The sequence below is a fragment of the Enterobacter asburiae genome (assembly GCA_011754535.1).
Lineage (GTDB): Bacteria > Pseudomonadota > Gammaproteobacteria > Enterobacterales > Enterobacteriaceae > Enterobacter > Enterobacter cloacae_N.
Window position 1 is genome coordinate 2,180,151 of record JAAQVN010000001.1, and the last position, 22,337, is coordinate 2,202,487.

Below are 22,337 nucleotides of genomic sequence, written 5' to 3' on the forward strand. Positions count from 1 at the left end.
AGCGTGCTTACGCCGGGACTGAGTGGTTATTAGAACGTGGTGGGGGTGTGGGCACTGATAATGCGGCAGATGCCTGCCGAGGTGTTGCTGAAGCTGTGCGGTATGCCGGTATTGATGGCATAGCTCTGTCCCGCAACCAGGTGATAAGGCTGACCATTAATGGTCAGCACTATTTCACCTTCCAGTATCGTACCAATCTCCTCACCCTGGTGTTTGATCCTCTCTCCGGTCGTGGTTCCAGGCTGGTAAGTTTCAAAAATCATCGCCAGCGTACGGTTCGGATTTCCGTTATGAACCAGCTTCATCGAAACCCCCTGACTGCCTATTTCGATAAGGTCTTCCTGATTAATAACCACCTGCGGTTCATCAGGTTTTTCCGGTTCCGAAAAGAATTCCGAGAGCGACAGCCCATAAACTTTCAGCAGCTTTTGCAGCGTACTGATGGCAGGACTGACTTTGTCCTGCTCAATGGTGCTGATGGCACTGTGTGTTAACCCAGACAGTTCGGCGGCACGCCGCTGCGAGAGACCCAGCTGCTGGCGGATCTCAGACAGACGTTTCCCTGGCGCCAGTCCGTCATCGCTCATAGTTGCATTTCCTTTACGGTAGAGGTCAAAGCCGTTGCTTCTCGGCAATGTGGCTTTGACAGGCGGTGATAAAACCTTCAAACAACATGCGTGACAGGGCGTACTCGCTGCTGTTCCATTCGGGGTGCCATTGCACGCCGAGGGCAAAAGGGTGGTCCTGAACGCTGACCGCTTCGACCAGCCCATCCGTCGAGCGGGCCTCCACGCGAAGCCGTGGTCCTAACGTTCGTGCACCTTGCCCGTGTAACGAGTTTACCCAAAATGTGTTACAGCCTGGTATTAATTGAGACAGCAGTCCTCCCTCCTGAACCTGAACTTCATGAGACGGGGCGTATTGTAGCTCAACCGGCAGTTCAGGGTCTTCCCGGTGCTCAAGCAGGTCGTTCTGCTCGAACAGGCGGCGATACAGCGTCCCTCCCGTCGCAACAACCATTTCCTGCAGCCCCCGGCAGATGGCGAAAATGGGGATGCGCCTTTCGAGCGCGGCACCAATCAGCGCCATACTCAGAAGATCTCGCCCGGGATCGGCGTCAGGCTCATCGCCGTTTTCACCATAAAGGTGCGGCTGCACGTTACTTGGGCTGCCCGGCAGGTAAATCCCGTCCAGGGTGGGCAGCAGAGCGGTAAGTAGCTCTGGCTCTGCCAGCGCATGCGGTAAGGCAATGGGTAAGCCCCCCGCGTTAATAACGGCATTCAGGTACTTTTCTTGCAGGGTCTGGGTCTCATGACCCTTAAGCCTGTTTCTGCACATCACCACGCCAATAACTGGCTTGTTCATTATATTTTCCATGATCGCCCTCACAAAGTGGACTAAATTTAGGCCATTTTCGCCTGTGAAACGGCCTTTTCGTTCAATATTTTCTCAATCTAGCAACGGGATCTGCCTTTTGCAAACTTAATTTAACATTTGACAAACATTTTATTTGCATGCAGATTCGATAGAGTGGACATTATATTTGACAGTCCAGAGCAGCGAACGCAAATCCCAAAAACGGTGGTAAATCATGGAAACCAATATCGTAGAAGTTGAGAACTTTGTGCAGCACACGGACGAGAGGCGGGGCAGCGCCTTTACGCAGGAAGTGAAGCGCTATTTAGAAAAGTATCCTGACACCCAGTTTATTGATGTCCTCCTGACCGACCTGAACGGCTGTTTTCGCGGCAAACGTATCCCGGTTGCCGGACTGAACAAGCTTGAAAAAGGCTGCTATTTCCCGGCATCGGTTTTCGCCATGGACATTTTGGGTAACGTCGTGGAAGAGGCGGGGCTGGGGCAGGAGCTCGGCGAGCCGGACTGTATCTGCGTGCCGGTACCGGGCACCCTGACACCGTCCGCCGCCGACCCGGAATACATTGGTCAGGTGCAGCTCACCATGGTTGATGAAGATGGCGCTCCCTTTGACGTTGAGCCGCGGAACGTACTCAACCGACTCTGGCAGCAGCTGCGCCAGCGCGGTCTGTTCCCCGTGGTAGCGGTAGAGCTGGAGTTCTATTTACTTGACCGTCAACGCGATGCCGACGGCTATCTGCAGCCTCCCTGCGCGCCGGGCACCGACGTGCGTAACACGCAGAGTCAGGTCTACTCGGTAGATAACCTGAACCACTTTGCTGACGTGCTGAATGACATTGACGAGCTGGCGCAGCTGCAGCTGATCCCCGCTGACGGGGCCGTGGCTGAGGCCTCCCCGGGCCAGTTTGAGATTAACCTGCACCATACGGAAAACGTGCTCGACGCCTGCGATGATGCGCTGGCGCTAAAACGTCTCGTCAGGCAGATGGCGGAAAAACATAAGATGCACGCCACGTTTATGGCAAAGCCGTATGAAGAGCATGCGGGCAGCGGGATGCATATCCACATCAGCATGCAAAACAACAGAGGCGAAAACGTGCTCGCAGACGCCAGCGGCGAGGATTCCGCGCTGCTGAAACGCGCGCTGGCCGGGATGATCGATCTGATGCCGGCGTCCATGGCGCTGCTGGCACCTAACGTCAACTCCTACCGCCGTTTCCAGCCGGGAATGTACGTGCCGACGCAGGCATCATGGGGACACAATAATCGCACGGTTGCCCTGCGTATCCCCTGCGGCGATCGCCATAACCATCGGGTCGAGTACCGGGTGGCGGGAGCAGACGCGAATCCGTATCTGGTGATGGCGGCGATTTTTGCCGGCATTCTTCACGGGCTGGATAACGATTTACCCCTGCAGGAAGAAGTGGAAGGCAATGGTCTGGAGCAGGACGGGCTGCCGTTCCCGATCCGTCAGAGCGATGCGCTGTGGGAATTTATGCAAAACGATCATCTTCGCGAGCGGCTGGGCGAACGTTTCTGCCACGTATATCACGCCTGCAAAAATGATGAGTTACTGCAGTTTGAACGCCTGATTACCGAAACGGAAATTGAGTGGATGTTGAAAAACGCCTGATGACGAGCCCCGGTAAGGGGCCGCTTTGTTTCATCGCATACGTATCACCAAATGGCCTGCGCGGAGCCTGGCCTAACTGTTCGCTGGCACGCCAGCTATCTCCCGGGAGTCGCGTTATGGAGCGCAGGCGGCACAGGGATTTTCTTAACGACACTGTGTGACGAGGTAGGAAATGATGCAGATGTTCAACTATCCGCAGGGCGAAGGGGGCCAGTCAGGCGCCTGCTGTGAGTGCGAGCGAGAGATGCTGCGCTGGTACGATCGCGTATGTTCTTTACAACTACCCCCTTTGCTAAGCAGGTTTGCGTTAAGGACAACGCGATTGCAAACCACGGTAAGCATGGGGGGGACGGTTTATGGCGACTAACACCTCTCTTGACTCGCCGGGCATGGCCGGAAGAACCCGGCTGCGCAGTTCCCTCAAGCTCTGGCAGGTGGTCATGATGGGCCTGGCTTATCTCACCCCCATGACCGTGTTTGATACCTTCGGCATTGTGTCCGGTATCAGCAATGGCCACGTGCCCGCTTCGTATCTCCTGGCGCTGGCGGGCGTCATGTTTACCGCCATCAGCTACGGTAAACTGGTGCGTCAGTTCCCGGAAGCGGGCTCTGCGTATACCTACACGCAGAAATCGATCGGACCCCACCTGGGCTTTATGGTCGGCTGGTCATCGCTGCTGGACTATCTCTTCCTGCCGATGATCAACGTGCTGCTGGCGAAGATCTACCTTTCCGCGTTGTTCCCGGAAGTCCCACCGTGGGTCTGGGTGGTGGGGTTTGTGACGATCCTGACGCTGGCGAACCTGAAGAGCGTTAATTTGGTCGCCAACTTTAACACCCTGTTTGTGCTGGTGCAGATCGCCATCATGGTGGTGTTTGTCATACTCGTGGTGCATGGTCTGCACAAGGGTGAGGGCGTCGGCACCGTCTGGTCGCTGCAGCCGTTTATCAGCGAGAACGCCCACCTGATCCCGATTATTACCGGCGCGACTATCGTCTGCTTCTCTTTCCTCGGCTTTGACGCGGTCACCACGCTGTCGGAAGAGACGCCAAACGCGGCGCGGGTGATTCCCAAAGCCATTTTCCTGACTGCACTGTATGGCGGGCTGATATTCATTGTTGCCTCGTTTTTCATGCAGCTCTTTTTCCCGACGATCGCGCGCTTCAAGAACCCGGACGCCGCGCTGCCGGAAATTGCGCTGTACGTAGGCGGCAAGCTCTTCCAGTCGGTATTTCTGTGTACCACGTTTGTGAATACGCTCGCTTCAGGCCTGGCCTCGCACGCCAGCGTCTCACGCTTGTTGTATGTGATGGGGCGTGACAACGTCTTTCCGGAGCGGGTGTTTGGCTACGTGCATCCGAAATGGCGGACTCCGGCTCTGAACGTCATTATGGTAGGGATAGTGGCGCTGTCGGCCCTTTACTTTGATCTCGTGACCGCGACTGCGCTGATCAACTTTGGCGCGCTGGTGGCGTTTACGTTTGTTAATCTCTCGGTGTACAACCATTTCTGGCGGCGTAAGGGGCTGAACAAAACGTGGAAAGATCGGTTCCACTATTTCCTGCTGCCACTCATTGGTGCCGTAACGGTCGGCGTGCTGTGGATAAACCTCGAAGCGACGTCACTAACGCTTGGCCTCATCTGGGCGGCGCTGGGGGTCCTTTACCTGGCATGGCTAACGCGCCGTTTCCGCAAACCGCCTCCGCAGTTTGAAGCCGGTAAGATAGAGCAGGCCTGGGATTCCTGAACGTGAAACGGCACCAGTACGCTGGTGCCGTTTATCGGGATCGCTCATCTACCGGGCATCAGCCCGCAGGCTTATTATCTCAGACGTTTATGAAGACTTGCTCCCACCAGCAGCGCAGCGCACAGCATCAGCGCGATAAACCCGCCCACGCCGTTCCAGCCGTAGTGATGCCAGAACACGCCCCCGAGGGTCCCGGCGATGCTGGAACCCAGGTAATAGCTAAACAGATACAGCGACGATGCCTGCCCTTTGGCGCGACGCGCGCGCGGGCCAATCCAGCTGCTGGCGACCGAGTGTGCGGCGAAGAACCCTGCGGAGAAGAGCAGCATTCCGGCAAAAATCAGCCACAGAGAGGAGAAGAGCGTCAGCAGCAGGCCGACCAGCATCACCGCCGTGAAGAAGAGCATCACCGGGCCTCGGCCGAAGCGTGCGGTCATCGCCCCGGCTTTCGGCGAGCTCCACGTGCCAGTGAGATAGGCCACGGAAAGCAAACCCACAACGGCCTGATTCAGATGCCACGGCGAGAGCATCAGGCGATAGCCAATATAGTTAAACAGCGTCACGAAGGAGCCCATCAGCAGGAATCCCATCAGAAACAGTCGCGGTAAACCTTTGTCGCGCCAGTGCAGGCGGAAGTTGATAAACAGCGTTTTCGGCCGCAGAGAGGTCGGGCGGAAATGGCGCGATTCCGGCAGGATTTTCCAGAACATCAGGGCTGATGCCAGCGCAAAACACCCGATTACCGCCAGCGCAATACGCCAGTTAAAGAAATCCGTGAAGACCCCGCTCAGCAGGCGTCCGCTCATGCCGCCAATCGAGTTCCCGCTGATGTAGAGCCCCATCGAGAAGGCAACAAAGCTCGGGTGGATCTCCTCGCTGAGGTAGGTCATTCCGACCGCCGCCACGCCGCTGAGCGAGAGCCCAATCAGCGCGCGCATCACCAGAATACCGTGCCAGCTGGTCATCATGGTCGAGAGTAACGTGCAGACCGAGGCCAGCATCAGGGCGGTTACCATCACCGGTTTACGGCCAATGGCGTCGGACAGCGGCCCGGTAAAGAGCAGGCCAATCGCCAGCATGCCGGTAGAAACAGACAGTGAAACGCTGCTGCTGGCAGGCGATACGCCAAACTCATGAGAGAGAACGGGCAGGATCGGCTGAACGCAATAGAGCAGGGCAAATGTTGCCAGACCGGCGGAGAAGAGCGCCAGCGTGACGCGCATAAACTGGGGGGTACCACGTTTAATGAACTGGACCGGCTGCGGTGCTGCGGGTAAATCATTGATATCTCTTGCCGGATCGATATCAATAGTAGTTGTACGACTCACACAGTTTCCTTGCTTAAACATCCCCGTGATTTCGGGTGACGGGTATGACCACCTGTTCAGGGTAGGAAAATGTAAATATTCTGTCTAATATATTAATAATCTCAAATGATACCTTAAAAATATGAATATCGAGCTGCGTCATCTTCGCTACTTTGTCGCCGTCGCTGAGGAGCTGCATTTTGGTCGCGCGGCGGCGCGGCTGAATATCTCTCAGCCACCCTTAAGCCAGCAGATTCAGATCCTGGAACAGCAGGTCGGGGCGCGCCTTCTGGCCCGCACCAACCGCAGCGTGAGCCTCACGGCGGCGGGGAAGCAGTTTCTTATCGACAGCCGACAAATCCTGAGCATGGTTGATGACGCCGCCGCTCGCGCGGAACGGCTTTATCTCGGGGAAGCCGGAGAGCTGCGAATCGGGTTTACCTCGTCCGCGCCGTTCATCAGCGCCGTCTCGCAGACGCTCTCGTCATTCCGCCGTCATTTTCCGGATGTGCATATTCAGACGCGCGAAATTAATACCCGCGAGCAGATTGCGCCGCTGAATGAAGGTGCGCTCGATCTGGGGCTGATGCGTAATACCCAGCTGCCGGACACGCTGGCGTGGGAGGTGATCCTGCGCGAACCGCTGATGGCCATGATCCCGCTCGATCACCCGCTGGCGTCGCGTCCGGCGGTCTCGCTGGCAGAGCTGGCAAAAGAGCCGTTTGTCTTTTTTGACCCGCAGGTCGGAACGGGTCTGTATGACGATATTCTGGGGCTGATGCGCCGCTACGATCTGGCGCCGGTCATTACCCAGGAAGTGGGAGAGGCGATGACCATTATTGGCCTGGTCGCCGCCGGGCTGGGCGTGTCGATACTCCCGGCCTCCTTTAAGCGGGTACAGCTGCGCGAAATGCGCTGGGTTGCCATTGCCGAAGAGGATGCCGTTTCGGAGATGTGGCTGGTGTGGTCAAAACATCGTGAACAGAGTCATGCTGCGCAGCGCTTCAAACAGCAGTTAATCCAGGCCTCCGCAGCCTGATTTTTTCCGGGAAAACGGGTAAAAATGTGCGGTAAATCACATGGCTAAGTAAATATTTGACGACACCCATGGAAGTGCTTCACCATAGCCAATAGTTTATTTCGAAGCTCGAAAATAAGGGAGTACGAGGTGGTTGCTGATAGTCAGCCAGGGCATATTGATCAGATTAAGCAGACCAATGCTGGCGCGGTGTATCGCCTGATTGATCAGCTTGGTCCGGTTTCGCGTATCGATCTGTCGCGCCTGGCACAGCTGGCACCTGCCAGTATCACCAAGATTGTCCGCGAAATGCTGGAAGCGCACCTGGTTCAGGAGACGGAAATTCAGGAGCCGGGCAGCCGTGGCCGTCCGGCGGTCGGGCTGGTAGTTGAGACGGAAGCCTGGCACTACCTCTCACTGCGCATCAGTCGCGGAGAGATCTTCCTTGCGCTGCGCGATCTCAGCAGCAAGCTGGTGGTGGAAGACCGGCTTGAGCTACCGCTCAATGCCGAGGAACCGCTCCTTGACGCGATTGTCTCGCACATCGATCGCTTCTTTATCCGCCATCAGCAGCGGCTTGAGCGCCTGACGGCGATTGCCATCACCATGCCGGGAATTATTGATACCGAAAACGGCATTGTGCACCGCATGCCGTTTTACGACGACGTCAAAGAGATGCCGCTGGGTGAGGTGCTGAAAAACCATACCGGCGTGCCGGTCTATATTCAGCACGACATTAGCGCCTGGACGATGGCGGAAGCGCTGTTTGGCGCGTCTCGCGGTGCGCGGGATGTCATTCAGGTGGTCATCGACCATAACGTCGGGGCGGGGGTGATCACCGACGGTCGTCTTCTCCACGCCGGCAGCAGCAGCCTGGTGGAAATCGGCCACACCCAGGTCGACCCGTACGGTAAGCGCTGCTACTGTGGGAACCACGGCTGTCTGGAGACGATTGCCAGCGTGGAAAGCGTGCTGGAACTGGCGCAGGTCCGGCTCAGCCAGTCCATGAGCTCCTCGCTTCACGGCCAGCCCTTAACGGTGGACTCGCTCTGCGCCGCCGCGCGCCAGGGCGATCTGCTGGCGAAGGACATCATTACCGGAGTGGGGAATAACGTTGGCCGCATTCTGGCTATCATGGTGAACCTCTTTAACCCGCAAAAAATCCTGATTGGCTCACCGCTCAGCCAGGCGGCGGAGATCCTTTTTCCGGCGATTACGGCCTGTATTCAGCAGCAGTCGCTTCCCGCCTACAGCAAAAATATTGCGGTAGAAAGCACCCAGTTTTCCAACCAGGGAACGATGGCCGGTGCGGCGCTGGTCAAAGATGCTATGTACAACGGCTCGCTGCTTATCCGCCTGTTACAGGGTTAACTCTTTTTTGCAGATGTAAGAAAAATTGCGCTATCTCAAGCCGGGTAGCGCACGCATCCCGTAGACTTCCTCCACTGAATTATTTACCTGGTTTATATTTTCGAAGCATACCCAAGAGGTGGAGTGAGTCATGCTTAAGCGTTTCTTTGTTACTGGTACAGATACCTCTGTCGGCAAGACCGTCGTATCCCGCGCGTTGCTGCAGGCGCTGGCAGCAAGCGGTAGACGCGTTGCAGGGTTCAAACCGGTCGCAAAAGGGAGTAAAGAGACGCCAGAGGGATTGCGTAATAAAGACGCCCTGGTGCTGCAAAGCGTCTCGTCGCTGGAACTGCCTTATCACGCGGTTAATCCCATTGCGTTAAGCGAAGAGGAGAGCAGCGTGGCGCACAGCGGCCTGATTAACTACTCCCTGTTGTCCGACGGGCTGGCGAACCTGAGCGAGCAGGTCGATCACGTGGTGGTGGAAGGCACGGGCGGCTGGCGCAGCCTGATGAATGACCTGCGCCCGCTCTCCGAATGGGTCGTGCAGGAGCAACTGCCGGTGGTGATGGTAGTGGGTATTCAGGAAGGGTGCATCAACCATGCGCTGCTGACGGCGCAGGCGATTGCCAATGACGGCCTGCCGCTGATTGGCTGGGTGGCAAACCGCATTAATCCGGGCCTCGCGCACTACGCTGAAATCATCGACGTGCTGAGCGCCAAGCTGCCTGGCCCGCTGGTGGGCGAGCTGCCTTATCTGCCGCGCGCCGAGCAGCGCGAGCTAGCGCAGTACATCGATCTCTCTGCCCTCGGTGGCGTGTTGACCGTAGATCGAGTCGTGGCGTAACGTCCGCGACAGCACGGACGCCATCACGCAGGCGACCAGTAAACCGGGCAGTAAAAAATATTGCCCGGTCATTTCACTGACCATCAGCGCCGACATAATGGGCGCATGCGTGGTCGCGGCAAGTAGCGTCGCCATTCCTGCCAGCCCCAGCAGAATCGCCGTCTCAGAGCCCGGCAGCCATAGCGCGAACAGCTGCGCGAACAGCATCCCCGTTGCCATGCCGACAAACAGCGTGGGCGTAAACACCCCGCCCGGCGCGCCCGAACCGCTGCTCGCCAGTACCGCCAGCAGCTTACAGATGAACACCCCGGCAATCACCGACAGCAGCGGCGGCGCGAGCAGAAAAGCCTGAACCACGCTGTAGCCATTCCCCCACACCTTCGGCGTCAGTAGAGACAGCAGCCCGACGATCAAGCCACCAAGCGCCAGCTGCCACGGTGGCGAAAGCCTGAGGCGCAGGAAAAGTCCGTGGCTGAAGGCCATCAGCCACATCAGCAGTGGCCCGCAGAGACCCGCCAGCAGGCCCATGGCGACCAGCAGGGCATAATCGGCCGCGGTGAGAATGCCGCTCAGATGGACCACGTAGAGCGTACCGGCGCCCGGAGCCAGAAGCTGCGTGGTGAGAAGCGCCACCACCGCCGCAATCACCACCGGACCGAGCGAGGCCAGCATCAGCGTGCCAAACAGAATCTCAGCGATGAACAGGCTTCCGGCTAACGGTGCATGGTAGGCGCTGGCCATCCCGGCGGCGGCGCCACAGGCGATCCAGAGCTTCCATTCCGATTTGGGCGTAAAACGACGGGCGAAAAAGGAGGCGGCGAGGGCGGCAAGCAGGATCATCGCACCTTCCCGGCCGATGGCGCTTCCGCTGGCAACGACCAGCAGCGAAGCAAGGGATTTAACGAGGCTGGCGCCGTAGTCAAACTGACCGTCGCCGGTCTCCAGCGCTTCCATATAATCGGTCGGGGCGTGGGGACGCTGGGCGGTCAGGCGCTGCCATCCCCAGAGCAGCAGTCCGGCAGCCAGCCCTCCAAGCGCAGGCGTTAGCGCGCGTCGCCAGGGTGAGAGCGACGCGGCGGCATTCACCAGGCTGCCGCTGTCGTTGCTCAGAAGTAGCCACTCCAGCAGGAACATGCTGTGGCGGAACGCCGCAACGGCCAGCGCGGCCAGCACGCCGGTTACGGTGGCAATCAGCAGTCGGCGAAACATCGCGCGGATGTCGGGGTAGGTATGAAGACGTTGCATGGGTCGCGTTTTAACGGGAACGATACGATATTGTGGCGGGAAAACGCGGGGTTAGCAAAAGGTCTGCGTGCGAAAAAGCCGGGCGATGCCCGGCCAGAAAGGTTAGCTGTCGCTATGAATATTCAGCGCCCGACGCGTACGCCCGGAGCTCAGGTACTCGGCAATATAGTCCTGCGAAATCTCGCCGTTATAGCGCCCGTCCTCATCCACGATCGGCATCCAGCTGGTATTACTCTCATACAGACGGGAAAGCACCACGCGCAGGTTGTCCTCGGCCTTGCCGGTCATGCGGAACGGATGCAGGATGTCGGCACAGGTGCCGCTGGCGTTACGCGCTTCGCGACGCTTCACAAAGCCCAGCGGTTTGCCGTGCTCGTCGACCACCGTAACGGCACGAATATCATTATCATCCATGGTCGCAAAAGCTTCGGGAAGCGGAGTAGAGCCCCGCACCGTAATGGTCGGCTGCTGGTCGGTGACGTCTCCCGCGGAGACCAGCAGCAGGCGCTTCAGCGTACGGTCCTGACCGACAAACGAGCCGACAAACTCATTCGCCGGTTTCGCCAGCAGTTCATCCGGGCTGGCGCACTGCACGATTTTCCCCTGACGGAACACCGCAATACGGTCGCCGAGCTTCAGAGCTTCGTCGATATCGTGGCTCACCAGCATGACGGTTTTTTTCAGCTTGCGCTGCATCTCCAGAAACTGGTTCTGGATCACCTCGCGGTTGATCGGGTCCACCGCGCCGAACGGTTCATCCATCAGCAGTACCGGAGGATCCGCCGCCAGGGCGCGGATGACGCCGATACGCTGCTGCTGGCCGCCGGACATCTCGCGCGGATAGCGGTGAAGGAACTTGTGCGGATCCATCGCCACCATGTCCATCAGCTCTTCGGCGCGGGTTTTGCAGCGCGCTTTATCCCAGCCCAGCATGCGCGGCACGACGGTGATGTTCTCTTCAATGGTCATGTTCGGGAACAGGCCAATCTGCTGGATCACGTAGCCGATGTTGCGGCGCAGGGTCACGGTGTCCATCCCGCTGGTGTCCTCGCCGTTAATCAGGATGTTCCCGCTGCTTGGGGTGATGAGGCGGTTAATCATCTTCAGGGTGGTGGTTTTCCCGCAGCCGGACGGGCCGAGCAGGACGCACATTTCCCCTTCAGGCACGTTCAGGTTGACGTTATCGACGGCCTTAAAGGTCTGGCCGTGCTTCTGTGAAAATTGTTTGGTGAGGTTTTCCAGTTTTATCATTATCGAATCCCCTTCGGAGTCAGAACCACCTGCAGACGGTGCAGCAGCCAGTCGAGTACAATCGCTAAAAGACAAATCATCAACGCGCCCGCAATCAGCATGCGAATATCGCTTCCGCCGATGCCGTTAAGCAGCAGAAGGCCCAGCCCACCCGCGCCAATCACGGCGGCGATTGCCATCACGCCGATGTTCATTACCACGGCGGTGCGGATCCCGCCGAAAATCACCGGCAGCGCCATCGGAATTTCCACCCAGCGCAGACGTTGCCAGAACGTCATGCCAATGCCGCGTCCGGCTTCGCGCAGGCCCGGCGGCAGGCTGTCGAGCGCCGTGTGGGTGTTACGCACAATCGGCAGCAGCGAGTAAAGAAACACCGCCGTAATGGCGGGCAGGGCGCCAATCCCCTGACCGATCAGCGAAAACAGCGGGATCATCAGGCCAAACAGCGCGATAGATGGAATGGTCAGCACGATGGTGGCTATCCCCAGCACCGGCGTCGCCAGCCACTTGTGGCGGACAATCAGAATGCCCAGCGGGACGCCGATGAGAATCGCTAAGCCCACGGCCAGCGCCACCAGCCACAGATGCTGCAGCGTCAGGGTTAACAGATAGTCCCAGTTGTCCAGAATGTAGTGAACGGTATCCATAGCGCCTCCTACAGCAGCTGTTTGCTACGCAGGAAATCGCGGGCGACCTGCTGCGGTGACTGATGGTCGATATCCACCTTTTTGTTCAGCTCGGTAATAACGTCGTTGTTGAGCTGGGCAGAGAGGGTATTGAGCGCCTCTTCCAGACCGGGATTGGCCTCCAGGGTGTCCTTACGCACCACCGGGGTGACCGCGTAGCTCGGGAAGAAGCCTTTATCATCCTCAAGCACCTTCAGGTCGAATCCTTTCACGCGCCCGTCGGTGGTGTATACCAGGCCGGCGTCAACGAAGCCGTCGCGCACTGCGTTATAGACCAGGCCGGGGTCCATCTGGCGGATTTGCGGGCGGTCCAGATCCATCTTATAGGCCTGCTGCAGGGGCTTCATGCCGTCGCTGCGCCCGGCAAATTCGAGGTCTAAGCCCAGCAGCCAGTTTTTGTCCGGGTTGGTTTTACGGATCTGCTCAATCTTCGCCACCATCTCCGACATAGTGTTGATATGCTCCGCCTCGGCGCGCTTGCGCTGCATGGCGAAGGCATAGGTGTTGTTCATGTCGGCGGGGTTGAGCCAGACCAGACCGTGCTTCGCGTCGAGGCGCTTCACCGTCTCGTAAGATTCCTGAGGCGACATGCGCTTATTGATGTGGTTGAAGATGATCAACGACGTACCGGTGTACTCCCACGTCATATCAATCTGCTTGTTGATCATCGCGTTGCGGGAGATCACCGTGGCGATATTGGTTTTTGGCTGAACCTGGAAGCCTTTTTTTTGCAGGTACTGCACGGTCATCGCCGAGAGAATGTGCTGCTCGGTAAAGCTCTTGGTCGCCAGAATCAGCGGGGCTGCCATCGCCTGGCCGGTGAACAGCGCCGCGGCACACAGCGCCGTCAGGCTGGAAAACAGTCTCATAGAAGCTCCTTGTTATTGTTATCGAGCGAGATGGGGGCTCATCACGCGACCCAGCGCGGCCAGCAGGGTGTCGAGGATCAGGGCGAACAGAGCGGTGGCCGCCGCGCCGAGGATCAGGGTCGGGAAATCGTTCAGGTAAATGCCCGGGAAAATCAGCTCGCCGTAGCTGCTGGCGCCAATCAGGAAGGCCAGCGGCGCGGTACCGACGTTAATGGCCGTGGCGATGCGGATCCCCGAGAGCATGACCGGCCATGCGTTGGGCAGTTCAACCTGGCGCAGGCGCTGCCATTTGGTCATCCCAATCCCATTTGCCGCTTCCAGCAGCGACGCAGGGACCGAGCACAGACCGGCGTAGGTATTGCGCACTATCGGCAGCAGCGAGGCGAGGAACAGGGCGATGATGGCAGGCGTATCGCCGATGCCAATCACCACCATCGCCAGCGCCAGCACCGCCAGCGGGGGCAGGGTGTTGCCGACGTTGAAGATTTGCATCACATATTCGGCGACGCCCCGCGCGGCCGGGCGGCTCAGCAGAATCCCGGCCGGAATGCCCACCAGCAGGGCAAAAAACATCGAGGAGAAAACCAGAATCATGTGCTGTTGCCCGAGGTAAATCAGGTCAACCTGGCGCGTCTTGATTGTCTCAAGCCCAATACCCCAGACGAGGAGGGCGAGGACCACGATAATGGCGCCGACAAACAGCAGCGAACGTTTGAGTAATGGGTGCATTGCGGTGTGTCTCCCTGTGCGCATGCGTTATAGCAACCACCGGTTGCCTGTTGTTATGCCATGTTTCGGCAGGGGGTAATTGAGCTATAGCAAGCGTTTGGGAAGGGTTCCAGCGAAGGGGGGAAATCAGTAACCCTATGAAATTAGTGACAACCTTAATTAAAGCCTTACGGCGTAAGGGCTGGTTGCGTGCCAGGCAGAATAGTCCTAAAGCGAATTTGTACAAGTGACAGTGTCACAAATTATAGGGCCCTTACGCCGATGTCATCGTTATTTACAGAGGGAGGCTCGAACCCGGCGAACGCGAACCGAGATGCTAATGATAGAAAAAATGGCAACAATCGCGAGCATCAGTCCCAGCGCCAGCATGGCGTTAAACCCAATCCACCTGAACAGCAGCAGCCCCGCGATACCGCCCGTAATAAACGAGAAAAGGGTGGTTAAGTGGGTCTTGAGCTGACTTTTTTGCGCTGCGGTATCTTTCGAGTAATCCCTGCGAAGCATCGCCACCAGCACGGAGGCCAGTGATATTCCCGCATCCGTCAGGGTGCCGGTAATGTGCGTCGATCTTACCCGCCCTCCGGAGAGCTGCGTCGAGGTCGAATTATGAATGCCCATCAGGCCGCACAGGAAAATAATAATCTCGCGGTTGCTCGTGAGGGCGTGGAAATACATTTCGTAGAGAGATACGCCGGTCAATAATATCCCCTCGACGAATAGGATTTGGCAAAAAACCAGCCGGATATTATGGATAATCCCCCATAACACAATGAGACGCGCAAGGATTGCACCTGCAACAAAGGAGAGAATGATCGAGCCAAAGAAAATGATATCGCTCAGATCGGTGGAGGAGACTTCGCTGGATAATTGTGAGGTGTTGCCGGTCATGTGAGAGGGGAAGAAGCCAAACGCCCCAAGGGCGATGGCGTTCAGTAAACCTGCCGAGGTCGCCAGCCAGAGAGCAAGCCGGCGATCCTCCTTATGCGTTCGTTCTTTCTTGAGTCTAATCAGCAAGAATACCTCCGGGTTGAGCTTTGCCTGAATAGTCAGGCTAGCAAAGCGGTGCAACGGGCTGTCCAGGATATGGCTTAATTATTATTCCCTCTGACGCCAATCAGGGTTTAGTAATTAAATAAAATATCCTTGCTCAAGGTGGGGGCGTAAATACTTTATATCATGCCGTTATTGCCGTGACGCAAAAACGCCGGGCGCTGGTTAAGACGTTCAAACCAGGCCTCAATCGCCGGCACGTCGGGCTTGTCAAACGGCGTCATCTTCCAGCGATTCACCGACAGCCCAAGCACCACGTCCGCAAGGGTAAACGTCTCTCCCGCCGCAAAGGCCCCGGTGCGCTGCAGCTGGTTTTCCAGAATGGTGATGCAGTGGTTCCACTCTTTTATTCCCGCCGCAATGCGCGCAGGGTCGTTAAAGTCCGGGTTTTTTCGTCCCAGCGCCGGGAAGACATAGCGCCAGGCGTTATTGAATTCAGTTGCCTGCCAGTCCATCCAGCGCTCAACGTTGGCGCAGGCCTGCGGCTCTGCAGGCAGCAGATCGTGACGTCCGGCCTTGCGCACCAGATAGCGGCAGATGGCGTTGGACTCCCACAGCACGAAATCGTCATCCATCAGCACCGGCACCATGGCGTTGGGGTTCAGCGCGCGGAAGTCATCCGTTTCTGTTGAGGCAAAACCGCTGCCGTAGTCTTCCTGCAGATAAGGGATGCCCGCTTCTTCACAGGTCCAGAGCACTTTACGAACGTTGATGGAGGTGGTTTTACCGAGGATGTTAATCATGACGCCGCTTCTCTTCAGTGGGATTAATCATTTAAAAACAATACACCCTTTGCGCGAAGAGGGAGGGGTAATATTGAGTGAGGAGTGCTCTGTACGGGCAGGTCAGCGTGTTTTAAGCGGAAACGTTACGTCTTCAGGGTGCGTAATGTGGATTATTCCGCGCCGTTTTCTCCAGAGGCGCCTGCTTGCTTAATGCAGGGAAAAAATTTAGGCTAACATCAGAGATATGCTTGCTCATTAAAGGCTTAGAAATGGAAAAAATAACCCCTGAATATACGTCCGTTGACTTATCTCGTTGGGCAAGGAAAGAACATTTTGAGATATTTCAGGGCTTTGCTCAATCGACATTTAATCAGACGGTTTTAATTGATATTACTGCGCTGTTAAAACATATCAAAGCGGTTGGCTGGAAATTTTACCCGACTATTATTTTTCTCATTTCGAAAATCGTCAACAGTCATCCGGAGTTCCGTATGGCTATGAAGGACAATGAGCTTATTATATGGAACGAAGTCCATCCAAACTATACCATTTTCCATAATGAAACAGAGACCTTTTCATCATTATGGAGCCATTACGATGGCAATATTCAGCACTTCCAGAACACCTATACTGAAGACATTGCACGCTACGGTAATAATTTTTCTTATTGGCCTAAAGAAGAATCCCGGGAGAATATCTTTTTCATATCAGGTATTCCCTGGGTAAGTTTTACCAGCTTTAACGTCAACGTTGCGCACATGAAGAACTTTTTTGCCCCTATGTTTACGCTTGGAAAATACTACGAACAAGATGGCAAAGTATTATTGCCCCTCGCCGTTCAGGTTCATCATTCCGTGTGCGATGGTTTCCATGTGGCAAGACTGTACAATGAGCTACAGGCGATGATCGATGCCATGCCGTGCCACTCGGCGCAATCCGGTGCGTGATGCGCCAGGCGCTGACGTTAATAAAAAAAAGCCGCAAGCAGCATGCTGCTTACGGCGTCAGGCTCGGTGACGATGTGGCGATCAGGCAGCTTTTACCGCTCTGATTTTTTTACTGTCAGCTTCAGCTGGCTCGGCTTTATCGTCAGCCGTTGGGGCATCGGGAGCAGGGAGCTTGCTGGTGCGCAGAATATGCTGCACGGTCTCTTTCTGCTCGGCGAGATACAGACCAAGATCTTCAGCCTGGTTTTCATCCATCTGCATTCCGCTTTGCAACAGCCAGTCGGTGAACGCGTCTGCCATATCGAGCAGCTTGTCGTGAGCGTCAGCCTCTTTCTTACTGGCAAATGTCATTTTCTCTTCACCTTTTCTTACGACAACATATTTTATTTCAACAGCCATCACGCACCTCTCATACTGTATTTATATACAGTATAACAGATCCGGGATGATGTTGCAGTAAAAAGTGACTACTGGTGCATCGGCTGGGTTTCACGGCTGCCGATACTGCGTCGCCATGCGCCCGGAGCCTGGCCGTATTGACGCTTAAAGCTGCGGTTGAAGGACTGCTGAGAGTCAAAACCGAGCGCGATTGCCACGTTCAGGATAGGCTCATCGCTGTGGGCTAAGCGTTCAACCGATTTTTGCAGCTTTTGCGCGCGAATATATCCGGCGAGGGGGTAGCCCGTGTGCTCTTTGAACAGGCGCTGGAGGTGCCATTTCGAATAGCCGGAGCGTCTGGAGACGGTCTCAATGTCCAGGCGACTGTCGAGGTTGTTATCGATCCAGTCGAGTAAATCATGCATAAATGCGCCAGTGTTCATCAGGTTTCCCCCACGCAGCGATAGAAAAGTATCTTTGTCTGTTGCACTTTAAGGTGGCCTGGTTTTACGGTAATTGCAAGTTTTATTGTTGCATTTAAATCCTTGCCCGAAACGGGCCTTTTATCGTCGACGCAAATAGCACATAAAGTGCAACAATTATTCTTGCACTTAGTTAGGCGCATTCCTACAATCGCCGCGATAGTGTATTCGAAACTGTTACAGTTTTGTGGCGATGAACGACACAAATGGCCTTAAGCCAGCCCGGACAAAGGAAGTGGCGCGGCGCCTCCCGCTGCGTCTTGCCCGGCGGCTACAATTACCGGAATAAAAATAATGAGCCTGCAAAAAACCTGGGGAAACTATCATCTGAATGCGCTGGGAGCGATGCTGCTCTCCGTGCTGCTCGTCGGATGTGATGACAGCGTCGCGCAAAACGCCGCGCCGCCCGCGCCCGCCGTCAATGCTGCTGACGTGGTTGTGAAATCCATTAGCCAGTGGGATAGCTTTAACGGCCGGATTGAAGCTGTGGAAAGCGTGCAGCTTCGCCCCCGCGTCTCTGGCTACATCGACAAAGTGAATTTCACCGACGGCCAGGAAGTGAAAAAGGGCGAGGTGCTGTTCACGATTGACGACCGAACCTATCGCGCCGCGCTGGAGCAGGCGCAGGCAACGCTGGAAAGGGCCAAAACGCAGGCCAGCCTGGCGCGAAGCGAGGCTAACCGTACCGATAAATTAATCAATACCAACCTGGTATCCCGTGAAGAGTGGGAGCAGCGCCGTTCGGCCGCCATCCAGGCACAGGCCGATATTCGCGCAGCCCAGGCTGCGGTCGACGCCGCGCAGCTGAATCTCGACTTTACCAAAGTGACGGCACCTATTGATGGCCGCGCCAGCAGGGCGTTAATCACCAGCGGCAATCTGGTCTCCGCGGGCGACAGCGCCAGTGTACTCACCACGCTTGTCTCGCAAAAGACGGTTTACGTCTACTTTGACGTGGATGAGTCAACCTATCTTCACTATCAAAATCTGGCGCGCAGCGGGCAGGGGGCGTCCAGCCATCATACGGCGCTACCGGTTGAGATCGGCCTTGCCGGCGAGGAGGGCTACCCCCATCAGGGTAAAGTGGATTTCCTGGATAATCAGCTCACGCCGAGTACCGGTACGATCCGCATGCGCGCGCTGCTGGATAACGCGCAGCGTCAGTTCACGCCGGGGCTCTTTGCCCGCGTTCGCCTGCCGGGCAGCGCAGAATTCCAGGCGATGCTTATCGACGACAAAGCGGTGCTGACTGACCAGGATCGCAAGTATGTCTATATCGTGGATAAAGAGGGCAAAGCGCAGCGTCGCGATATTACGCCGGGGCGTCTGGCCGACGGTTTACGCATCGTGCAGCAGGGGCTGAAACCTGGCGATAAAGTCATCGTCGACGGTTTACAAAAAGTGTTTATGCCGGGTATGCCGGTGAACGCGAAAACCGTCGCCATGACCGCCAGCGCCGCCCTCAACTGATCACTTGACCTGAGAATCCTTCCCATGGACTTTTCCCGCTTTTTCATCGACAGGCCCATTTTCGCTGCCGTACTGTCGATTCTGATTTTTATCACAGGATTAATCGCCATCCCGCTGCTGCCTGTGAGCGAGTATCCTGACGTCGTACCGCCAAGCGTGCAGGTGCGCGCAGAGTATCCGGGCGCCAACCCGAAAGTGATTGCCGAGACCGTGGCGACGCCGCTGGAAGAGGCGATCAACGGCGTCGAGAACATGATGTACATGAAATCCGTCGCCGGCTCGGACGGCGTGCTGGTCACGACCGTCACGTTCCGTCCGGGTACCGATCCGGATCAGGCGCAGGTACAGGTGCAAAACCGCGTAGCGCAGGCCGAGGCGCGTCTGCCGGAAGACGTGCGGCGCTTGGGCATCACGACGCAGAAGCAGTCGCCAACGCTTACGCTGGTGGTGCATCTGTTCTCGCCCAACGGTAAGTACGATTCACTGTACATGCGCAACTACGCCACGCTGAAGGTGAAGGACGAGCTGGCGCGTCTGCCCGGCGTCGGGCAGATCCAGATTTTTGGCTCCGGTGAATACGCCATGCGCATCTGGCTGGACCCGAACAAGGTTGCAGCCCGCGGGCTGACCGCCTCGGACGTGGTCACGGCAATGCAGGAGCAGAACGTGCAGGTGTCCGCCGGGCAGCTTGGCGCCGAGCCGCTGCCGAAAGAGAGCGATTTCCTGATCTCCATTAACGCTCAGGGCCGTCTGCATACCGAAGAAGAGTTTGGCAACATTGTCCTGAAAACGTCGGAGGACGGTTCGGTCGTCCGCCTGCGCGACGTGGCGCGTATCGAGATGGGTTCCGGCAGCTATGCGCTGCGTTCCCAGCTTAACAATAAAGACGCGGTCGGGATTGGTATCTTCCAGTCACCGGGAGCAAACGCCATCGATTTGTCTAACGCGGTGCGCGCGAAAATGGAGGAACTGTCCACCCGTTTCCCGGAAGATATGAAGTGGGCGGCACCTTACGATCCGACGGTTTTCGTGCGCGATTCTATCCGTGCGGTGGTGCAAACCCTGCTGGAAGCGGTGGTGCTGGTTGTACTGGTGGTGATCCTGTTCCTGCAAACCTGGCGCGCGTCGATCATTCCGCTGATCGCGGTGCCGGTGTCGGTGGTGGGGACGTTCAGCATTCTCTATCTGCTGGGCTTTTCGCTTAACACCCTCAGCCTGTTCGGGCTGGTGCTGGCCATCGGCATCGTGGTGGACGACGCCATCGTGGTGGTGGAAAACGTCGAGCGAAATATCGAAGAGGGGCTTGCGCCGCTTGCGGCGGCGCATCAGGCGATGCGTGAGGTCTCCGGGCCGATTATCGCGATTGCGCTGGTGCTGTGCGCGGTGTTCGTGCCGATGGCGTTCCTCTCCGGCGTTACCGGTCAGTTCTACAAGCAGTTTGCGGTGACGATCGCGATTTCCACGGTGATCTCCGCCATCAACTCGCTGACGCTCTCTCCGGCGCTGGCCGCGCTGCTGTTAAAACCGCACGGCGCGCCGAAAGACTTCCCGACCCGGCTTATTGATCGCCTGTTCGGCTGGATTTTCCGTCCGTTTAACCGCTTTTTCCATCGTAGCTCGAACGGCTATCAGGGGCTGGTGGGCAAAACGCTTGGCCGACGCGGCGCGGTGTTTGTGGTTTATCTTCTGCTGCTGTGTGCCGCGGGCGTCATGTTTAAAGCGGTGCCCGGCGGGTTTATTCCGACCCAGGATAAGCTGTATCTGATTGGCGGCGTGAAGATGCCGGAAGGCTCGTCGCTGGCCCGCACCGACGCGGTGATCCGCAAAATGAGCGAAATTGGCATGAACACCGAAGGCGTGGATTACGCGGTCGCGTTTCCAGGGCTGAACGCGCTGCAGTTCACCAACACGCCGAATACCGGGACGGTCTTCTTTGGCCTGAAGCCGTTTGACCAGCGCAAGCACTCAGCGGCGGAAATTAACGCGGAGATCAACGCCAAAATCGCGCAAATCCAGCAGGGCTTTGGTTTCTCCATCCTGCCACCGCCGATTCTGGGCCTGGGTCAGGGGTCAGGCTACTCGCTGTACATTCAGGATCGCGCGGGCCTGGGCTATGGTGCGCTGCAAAACGCGGTGAACACCATGTCCGGTGCAATTATGCAGACGCCGGGAATGCATTTCCCAATCTCCACTTACCAGGCTAACGTTCCGCAGCTGGACGTGCAGGTTGACCGCGATAAGGCAAAAGCGCAGGGCGTGTCGCTGACCGATCTGTTCGGTACGCTGCAAACCTATCTGGGCTCGTCGTACGTGAACGACTTCAACCAGTTCGGACGTACCTGGCGCGTGATGGCGCAGGCAGACGGGCAGTTCCGCGACAGCGTGGAGGATATTGCGAATTTACGCACCCGGAATAGCCAGGGCGAAATGGTGCCGATTGGCAGCATGGTAAAAATCACGACCACTTACGGGCCGGACCCGGTGATCCGCTACAATGGCTACCCGGCGGCAGATCTGATCGGCGATGCCGACCCGCGCGTGCTCTCGTCCGCTCAGGCGATGACGCAGCTGGACGCGATGTCTAAGCAAATCCTGCCGAACGGGATGAACATAGAATGGACGGACCTGAGCTTCCAGCAGGCCACCCAGGGTAATACGGCGCTGATCGTCTTCCCGGTCGCGGTGCTGCTGGCGTTCCTGGTGCTGGCGGCGCTGTATGAAAGCTGGACGCTGCCGCTGGCGGTGATCCTCATCGTGCCGATGACGATGCTCTCCGCACTGTTTGGCGTCTGGCTGACCGGTGGCGATAACAACGTCTTCGTGCAGGTGGGGCTGGTGGTGCTGATGGGGCTGGCGTGTAAAAACGCGATTCTTATCGTGGAGTTTGCCCGCGAGCTGGAAATTCAGGGCAAAGGCATCATGGAAGCTGCGCTTGAAGCGTGCCGCCTGCGTTTGCGTCCGATTGTGATGACCTCCATCGCCTTTATCGCCGGGACCATTCCGCTGATCCTCGGCCACGGCGCGGGCGCAGAAGTGCGTGGCGTCACCGGGATCACGGTCTTCTCCGGGATGCTCGGCGTAACGCTGTTTGGCCTGTTCCTGACACCGGTGTTTTACGTGACGCTGCGTAAGTTCGTCACGCGCGGCAAAGTGGAAAGAGAGGTTCTGCCTGCGTAGGGATATCGCAGATAACAAAAAACCGCCTTTATCGTAAAGGCGGTTTTT

General features: G+C 57.1%; 20 protein-coding genes. 8 read left to right on the forward strand and 12 right to left on the reverse strand.

All coding sequences use genetic code 11. The annotated features are described in order from the left end of the window. Positions 1-29: 29 nt before the first annotated feature. Together puuR and puuD are read right to left on the reverse strand one after the other, a co-directional pair. Positions 30-587, reverse strand: coding sequence for an HTH-type transcriptional regulator PuuR (gene puuR / locus HBM95_10325; GenBank protein NIH43326.1), 558 nt, complete (start codon positions 585-587; stop codon positions 30-32). A gap of 25 nt (positions 588-612) precedes the next feature. Then, a complete protein-coding gene (puuD, locus tag HBM95_10330; protein ID NIH43327.1) occupies positions 613-1,377 on the reverse strand; it encodes a gamma-glutamyl-gamma-aminobutyrate hydrolase in 765 nt (254 codons plus the stop codon). A 214-nt stretch (positions 1,378-1,591) separates the two neighbouring features. On the opposite strand from puuD, the gene HBM95_10335 reads away from it, so the two are divergent. After that, positions 1,592-3,010 (forward strand): glutamine synthetase, encoded by a 1,419-nt coding sequence (locus HBM95_10335; protein ID NIH43328.1) that lies wholly within the window; start codon positions 1,592-1,594, stop codon positions 3,008-3,010. Positions 3,011-3,366: 356 nt separating this feature from the next. Further along, complete coding sequence (locus HBM95_10340; protein NIH43329.1) at positions 3,367-4,758, forward strand: APC family permease; 1,392 nt, start codon at positions 3,367-3,369, stop codon at positions 4,756-4,758. A gap of 74 nt (positions 4,759-4,832) precedes the next feature. Here the strand turns inward: HBM95_10340 and HBM95_10345 are convergent, their stop codons facing one another. Next, the gene (locus tag HBM95_10345; GenBank protein NIH43330.1) at positions 4,833-6,086 is read right to left on the reverse strand and encodes an MFS transporter; all 1,254 of its coding nucleotides are present in this window, start codon (positions 6,084-6,086) and stop codon (positions 4,833-4,835) included. Positions 6,087-6,207: 121 nt separating this feature from the next. Between HBM95_10345 and HBM95_10350 the strand changes: the two genes are divergently transcribed. The 3 genes from HBM95_10350 (at position 6,208) to bioD (ending at position 9,280) form a co-directional block, all read left to right on the forward strand. Continuing rightward, positions 6,208-7,104 carry a LysR family transcriptional regulator gene (locus HBM95_10350; protein ID NIH43331.1) on the forward strand — a complete coding sequence of 299 codons (897 nt, stop codon included), beginning with the start codon at positions 6,208-6,210 and terminating at the stop codon, positions 7,102-7,104. Positions 7,105-7,233: 129 nt separating this feature from the next. Further along, positions 7,234-8,454 (forward strand): ROK family transcriptional regulator, encoded by a 1,221-nt coding sequence (locus tag HBM95_10355; GenBank protein ID NIH43332.1) that lies wholly within the window; start codon positions 7,234-7,236, stop codon positions 8,452-8,454. Between the two features lie 130 nt (positions 8,455-8,584). Next, positions 8,585-9,280 carry an ATP-dependent dethiobiotin synthetase BioD gene (gene bioD, locus HBM95_10360; protein NIH43333.1) on the forward strand — a complete coding sequence of 232 codons (696 nt, stop codon included), beginning with the start codon at positions 8,585-8,587 and terminating at the stop codon, positions 9,278-9,280. On the opposite strand, the gene clcB is transcribed toward bioD, so the two are convergent. The 7 genes from clcB to HBM95_10395 all read right to left on the reverse strand — a co-directional run bounded on the left by clcB (position 9,215) and on the right by HBM95_10395 (position 15,853). Next, positions 9,215-10,525 carry a voltage-gated ClC-type chloride channel ClcB gene (gene clcB / locus HBM95_10365; protein NIH43334.1) on the reverse strand — a complete coding sequence of 437 codons (1,311 nt, stop codon included), beginning with the start codon at positions 10,523-10,525 and terminating at the stop codon, positions 9,215-9,217. The two genes, bioD and clcB, sit on opposite strands and share 66 nt — an antisense overlap. A gap of 102 nt (positions 10,526-10,627) precedes the next feature. Continuing rightward, entirely contained in the window at positions 10,628-11,776 is a 1,149-nt protein-coding gene (osmV, locus tag HBM95_10370; protein ID NIH43335.1) for an osmoprotectant ABC transporter ATP-binding protein OsmV, read from the reverse strand. After that, on the reverse strand, positions 11,776-12,423 hold the full coding sequence (gene osmW, locus HBM95_10375) for an osmoprotectant ABC transporter permease OsmW (protein ID NIH43336.1): 648 nt from the start codon (positions 12,421-12,423) through the stop codon (positions 11,776-11,778). Before osmW ends, osmV begins: the two co-directional genes overlap by 1 nt. 8 nt (positions 12,424-12,431) lie before the next feature. Further along, positions 12,432-13,331 (reverse strand): osmoprotectant ABC transporter substrate-binding protein OsmX, encoded by a 900-nt coding sequence (gene osmX / locus HBM95_10380; protein ID NIH43337.1) that lies wholly within the window; start codon positions 13,329-13,331, stop codon positions 12,432-12,434. An 18-nt stretch (positions 13,332-13,349) separates the two neighbouring features. After that, complete coding sequence (osmY, locus tag HBM95_10385) at positions 13,350-14,060, reverse strand: osmoprotectant ABC transporter permease OsmY (protein NIH43338.1); 711 nt, start codon at positions 14,058-14,060, stop codon at positions 13,350-13,352. 270 nt (positions 14,061-14,330) lie between these two features. Next, the gene (locus tag HBM95_10390) at positions 14,331-15,074 is read right to left on the reverse strand and encodes a DUF1275 domain-containing protein (GenBank protein NIH43339.1); all 744 of its coding nucleotides are present in this window, start codon (positions 15,072-15,074) and stop codon (positions 14,331-14,333) included. Positions 15,075-15,229: 155 nt separating this feature from the next. Continuing rightward, the gene (locus tag HBM95_10395) at positions 15,230-15,853 is read right to left on the reverse strand and encodes a glutathione S-transferase family protein (GenBank protein NIH43340.1); all 624 of its coding nucleotides are present in this window, start codon (positions 15,851-15,853) and stop codon (positions 15,230-15,232) included. A gap of 251 nt (positions 15,854-16,104) precedes the next feature. Here HBM95_10395 and HBM95_10400 point away from each other — a divergent pair, with 251 nt between their 5' ends. Next, positions 16,105-16,782, forward strand: coding sequence for a type A chloramphenicol O-acetyltransferase (locus tag HBM95_10400; protein NIH43341.1), 678 nt, complete (start codon positions 16,105-16,107; stop codon positions 16,780-16,782). An 81-nt stretch (positions 16,783-16,863) separates the two neighbouring features. Here the strand turns inward: HBM95_10400 and HBM95_10405 are convergent, their stop codons facing one another. Together HBM95_10405 and HBM95_10410 are read right to left on the reverse strand one after the other, a co-directional pair. After that, positions 16,864-17,181 (reverse strand): YebG family protein, encoded by a 318-nt coding sequence (locus tag HBM95_10405; GenBank protein NIH43342.1) that lies wholly within the window; start codon positions 17,179-17,181, stop codon positions 16,864-16,866. A 68-nt stretch (positions 17,182-17,249) separates the two neighbouring features. Beyond that, positions 17,250-17,603 (reverse strand): helix-turn-helix domain-containing protein, encoded by a 354-nt coding sequence (locus HBM95_10410; protein NIH43343.1) that lies wholly within the window; start codon positions 17,601-17,603, stop codon positions 17,250-17,252. Between the two features lie 333 nt (positions 17,604-17,936). Between HBM95_10410 and HBM95_10415 the strand changes: the two genes are divergently transcribed. Both HBM95_10415 and oqxB read left to right on the forward strand, forming a co-directional pair. Then, the gene (locus tag HBM95_10415) at positions 17,937-19,112 is read left to right on the forward strand and encodes an efflux RND transporter periplasmic adaptor subunit (protein NIH43344.1); all 1,176 of its coding nucleotides are present in this window, start codon (positions 17,937-17,939) and stop codon (positions 19,110-19,112) included. Positions 19,113-19,136: 24 nt separating this feature from the next. After that, positions 19,137-22,289 (forward strand): multidrug efflux RND transporter permease subunit OqxB, encoded by a 3,153-nt coding sequence (gene oqxB / locus HBM95_10420; GenBank protein NIH43345.1) that lies wholly within the window; start codon positions 19,137-19,139, stop codon positions 22,287-22,289. Positions 22,290-22,337: the final 48 nt, after the last annotated feature.

Coding starts and splice junctions, on each gene's coding strand:
- oqxB (NIH43345.1), top strand. CDS start 19,137: ATGGACTTTTCCCGCTTTTTCATCGACAGGCCCATTTTCGCTGCCGTA.
- bioD (NIH43333.1), top strand. CDS start 8,585: ATGCTTAAGCGTTTCTTTGTTACTGGTACAGATACCTCTGTCGGCAAG.
- osmX (NIH43337.1), bottom strand. CDS start 13,331: ATGAGACTGTTTTCCAGCCTGACGGCGCTGTGTGCCGCGGCGCTGTTC.
- puuR (NIH43326.1), bottom strand. CDS start 587: ATGAGCGATGACGGACTGGCGCCAGGGAAACGTCTGTCTGAGATCCGC.
- puuD (NIH43327.1), bottom strand. CDS start 1,377: ATGGAAAATATAATGAACAAGCCAGTTATTGGCGTGGTGATGTGCAGA.
- HBM95_10335 (NIH43328.1), top strand. CDS start 1,592: ATGGAAACCAATATCGTAGAAGTTGAGAACTTTGTGCAGCACACGGAC.
- HBM95_10340 (NIH43329.1), top strand. CDS start 3,367: ATGGCGACTAACACCTCTCTTGACTCGCCGGGCATGGCCGGAAGAACC.
- osmW (NIH43336.1), bottom strand. CDS start 12,423: ATGGATACCGTTCACTACATTCTGGACAACTGGGACTATCTGTTAACC.
- osmY (NIH43338.1), bottom strand. CDS start 14,060: ATGCACCCATTACTCAAACGTTCGCTGCTGTTTGTCGGCGCCATTATC.
- HBM95_10415 (NIH43344.1), top strand. CDS start 17,937: ATGAGCCTGCAAAAAACCTGGGGAAACTATCATCTGAATGCGCTGGGA.
- HBM95_10350 (NIH43331.1), top strand. CDS start 6,208: ATGAATATCGAGCTGCGTCATCTTCGCTACTTTGTCGCCGTCGCTGAG.
- HBM95_10400 (NIH43341.1), top strand. CDS start 16,105: ATGGAAAAAATAACCCCTGAATATACGTCCGTTGACTTATCTCGTTGG.
- clcB (NIH43334.1), bottom strand. CDS start 10,525: ATGCAACGTCTTCATACCTACCCCGACATCCGCGCGATGTTTCGCCGA.
- osmV (NIH43335.1), bottom strand. CDS start 11,776: ATGATAAAACTGGAAAACCTCACCAAACAATTTTCACAGAAGCACGGC.
- HBM95_10395 (NIH43340.1), bottom strand. CDS start 15,853: ATGATTAACATCCTCGGTAAAACCACCTCCATCAACGTTCGTAAAGTG.
- HBM95_10410 (NIH43343.1), bottom strand. CDS start 17,603: ATGAACACTGGCGCATTTATGCATGATTTACTCGACTGGATCGATAAC.
- HBM95_10405 (NIH43342.1), bottom strand. CDS start 17,181: ATGGCTGTTGAAATAAAATATGTTGTCGTAAGAAAAGGTGAAGAGAAA.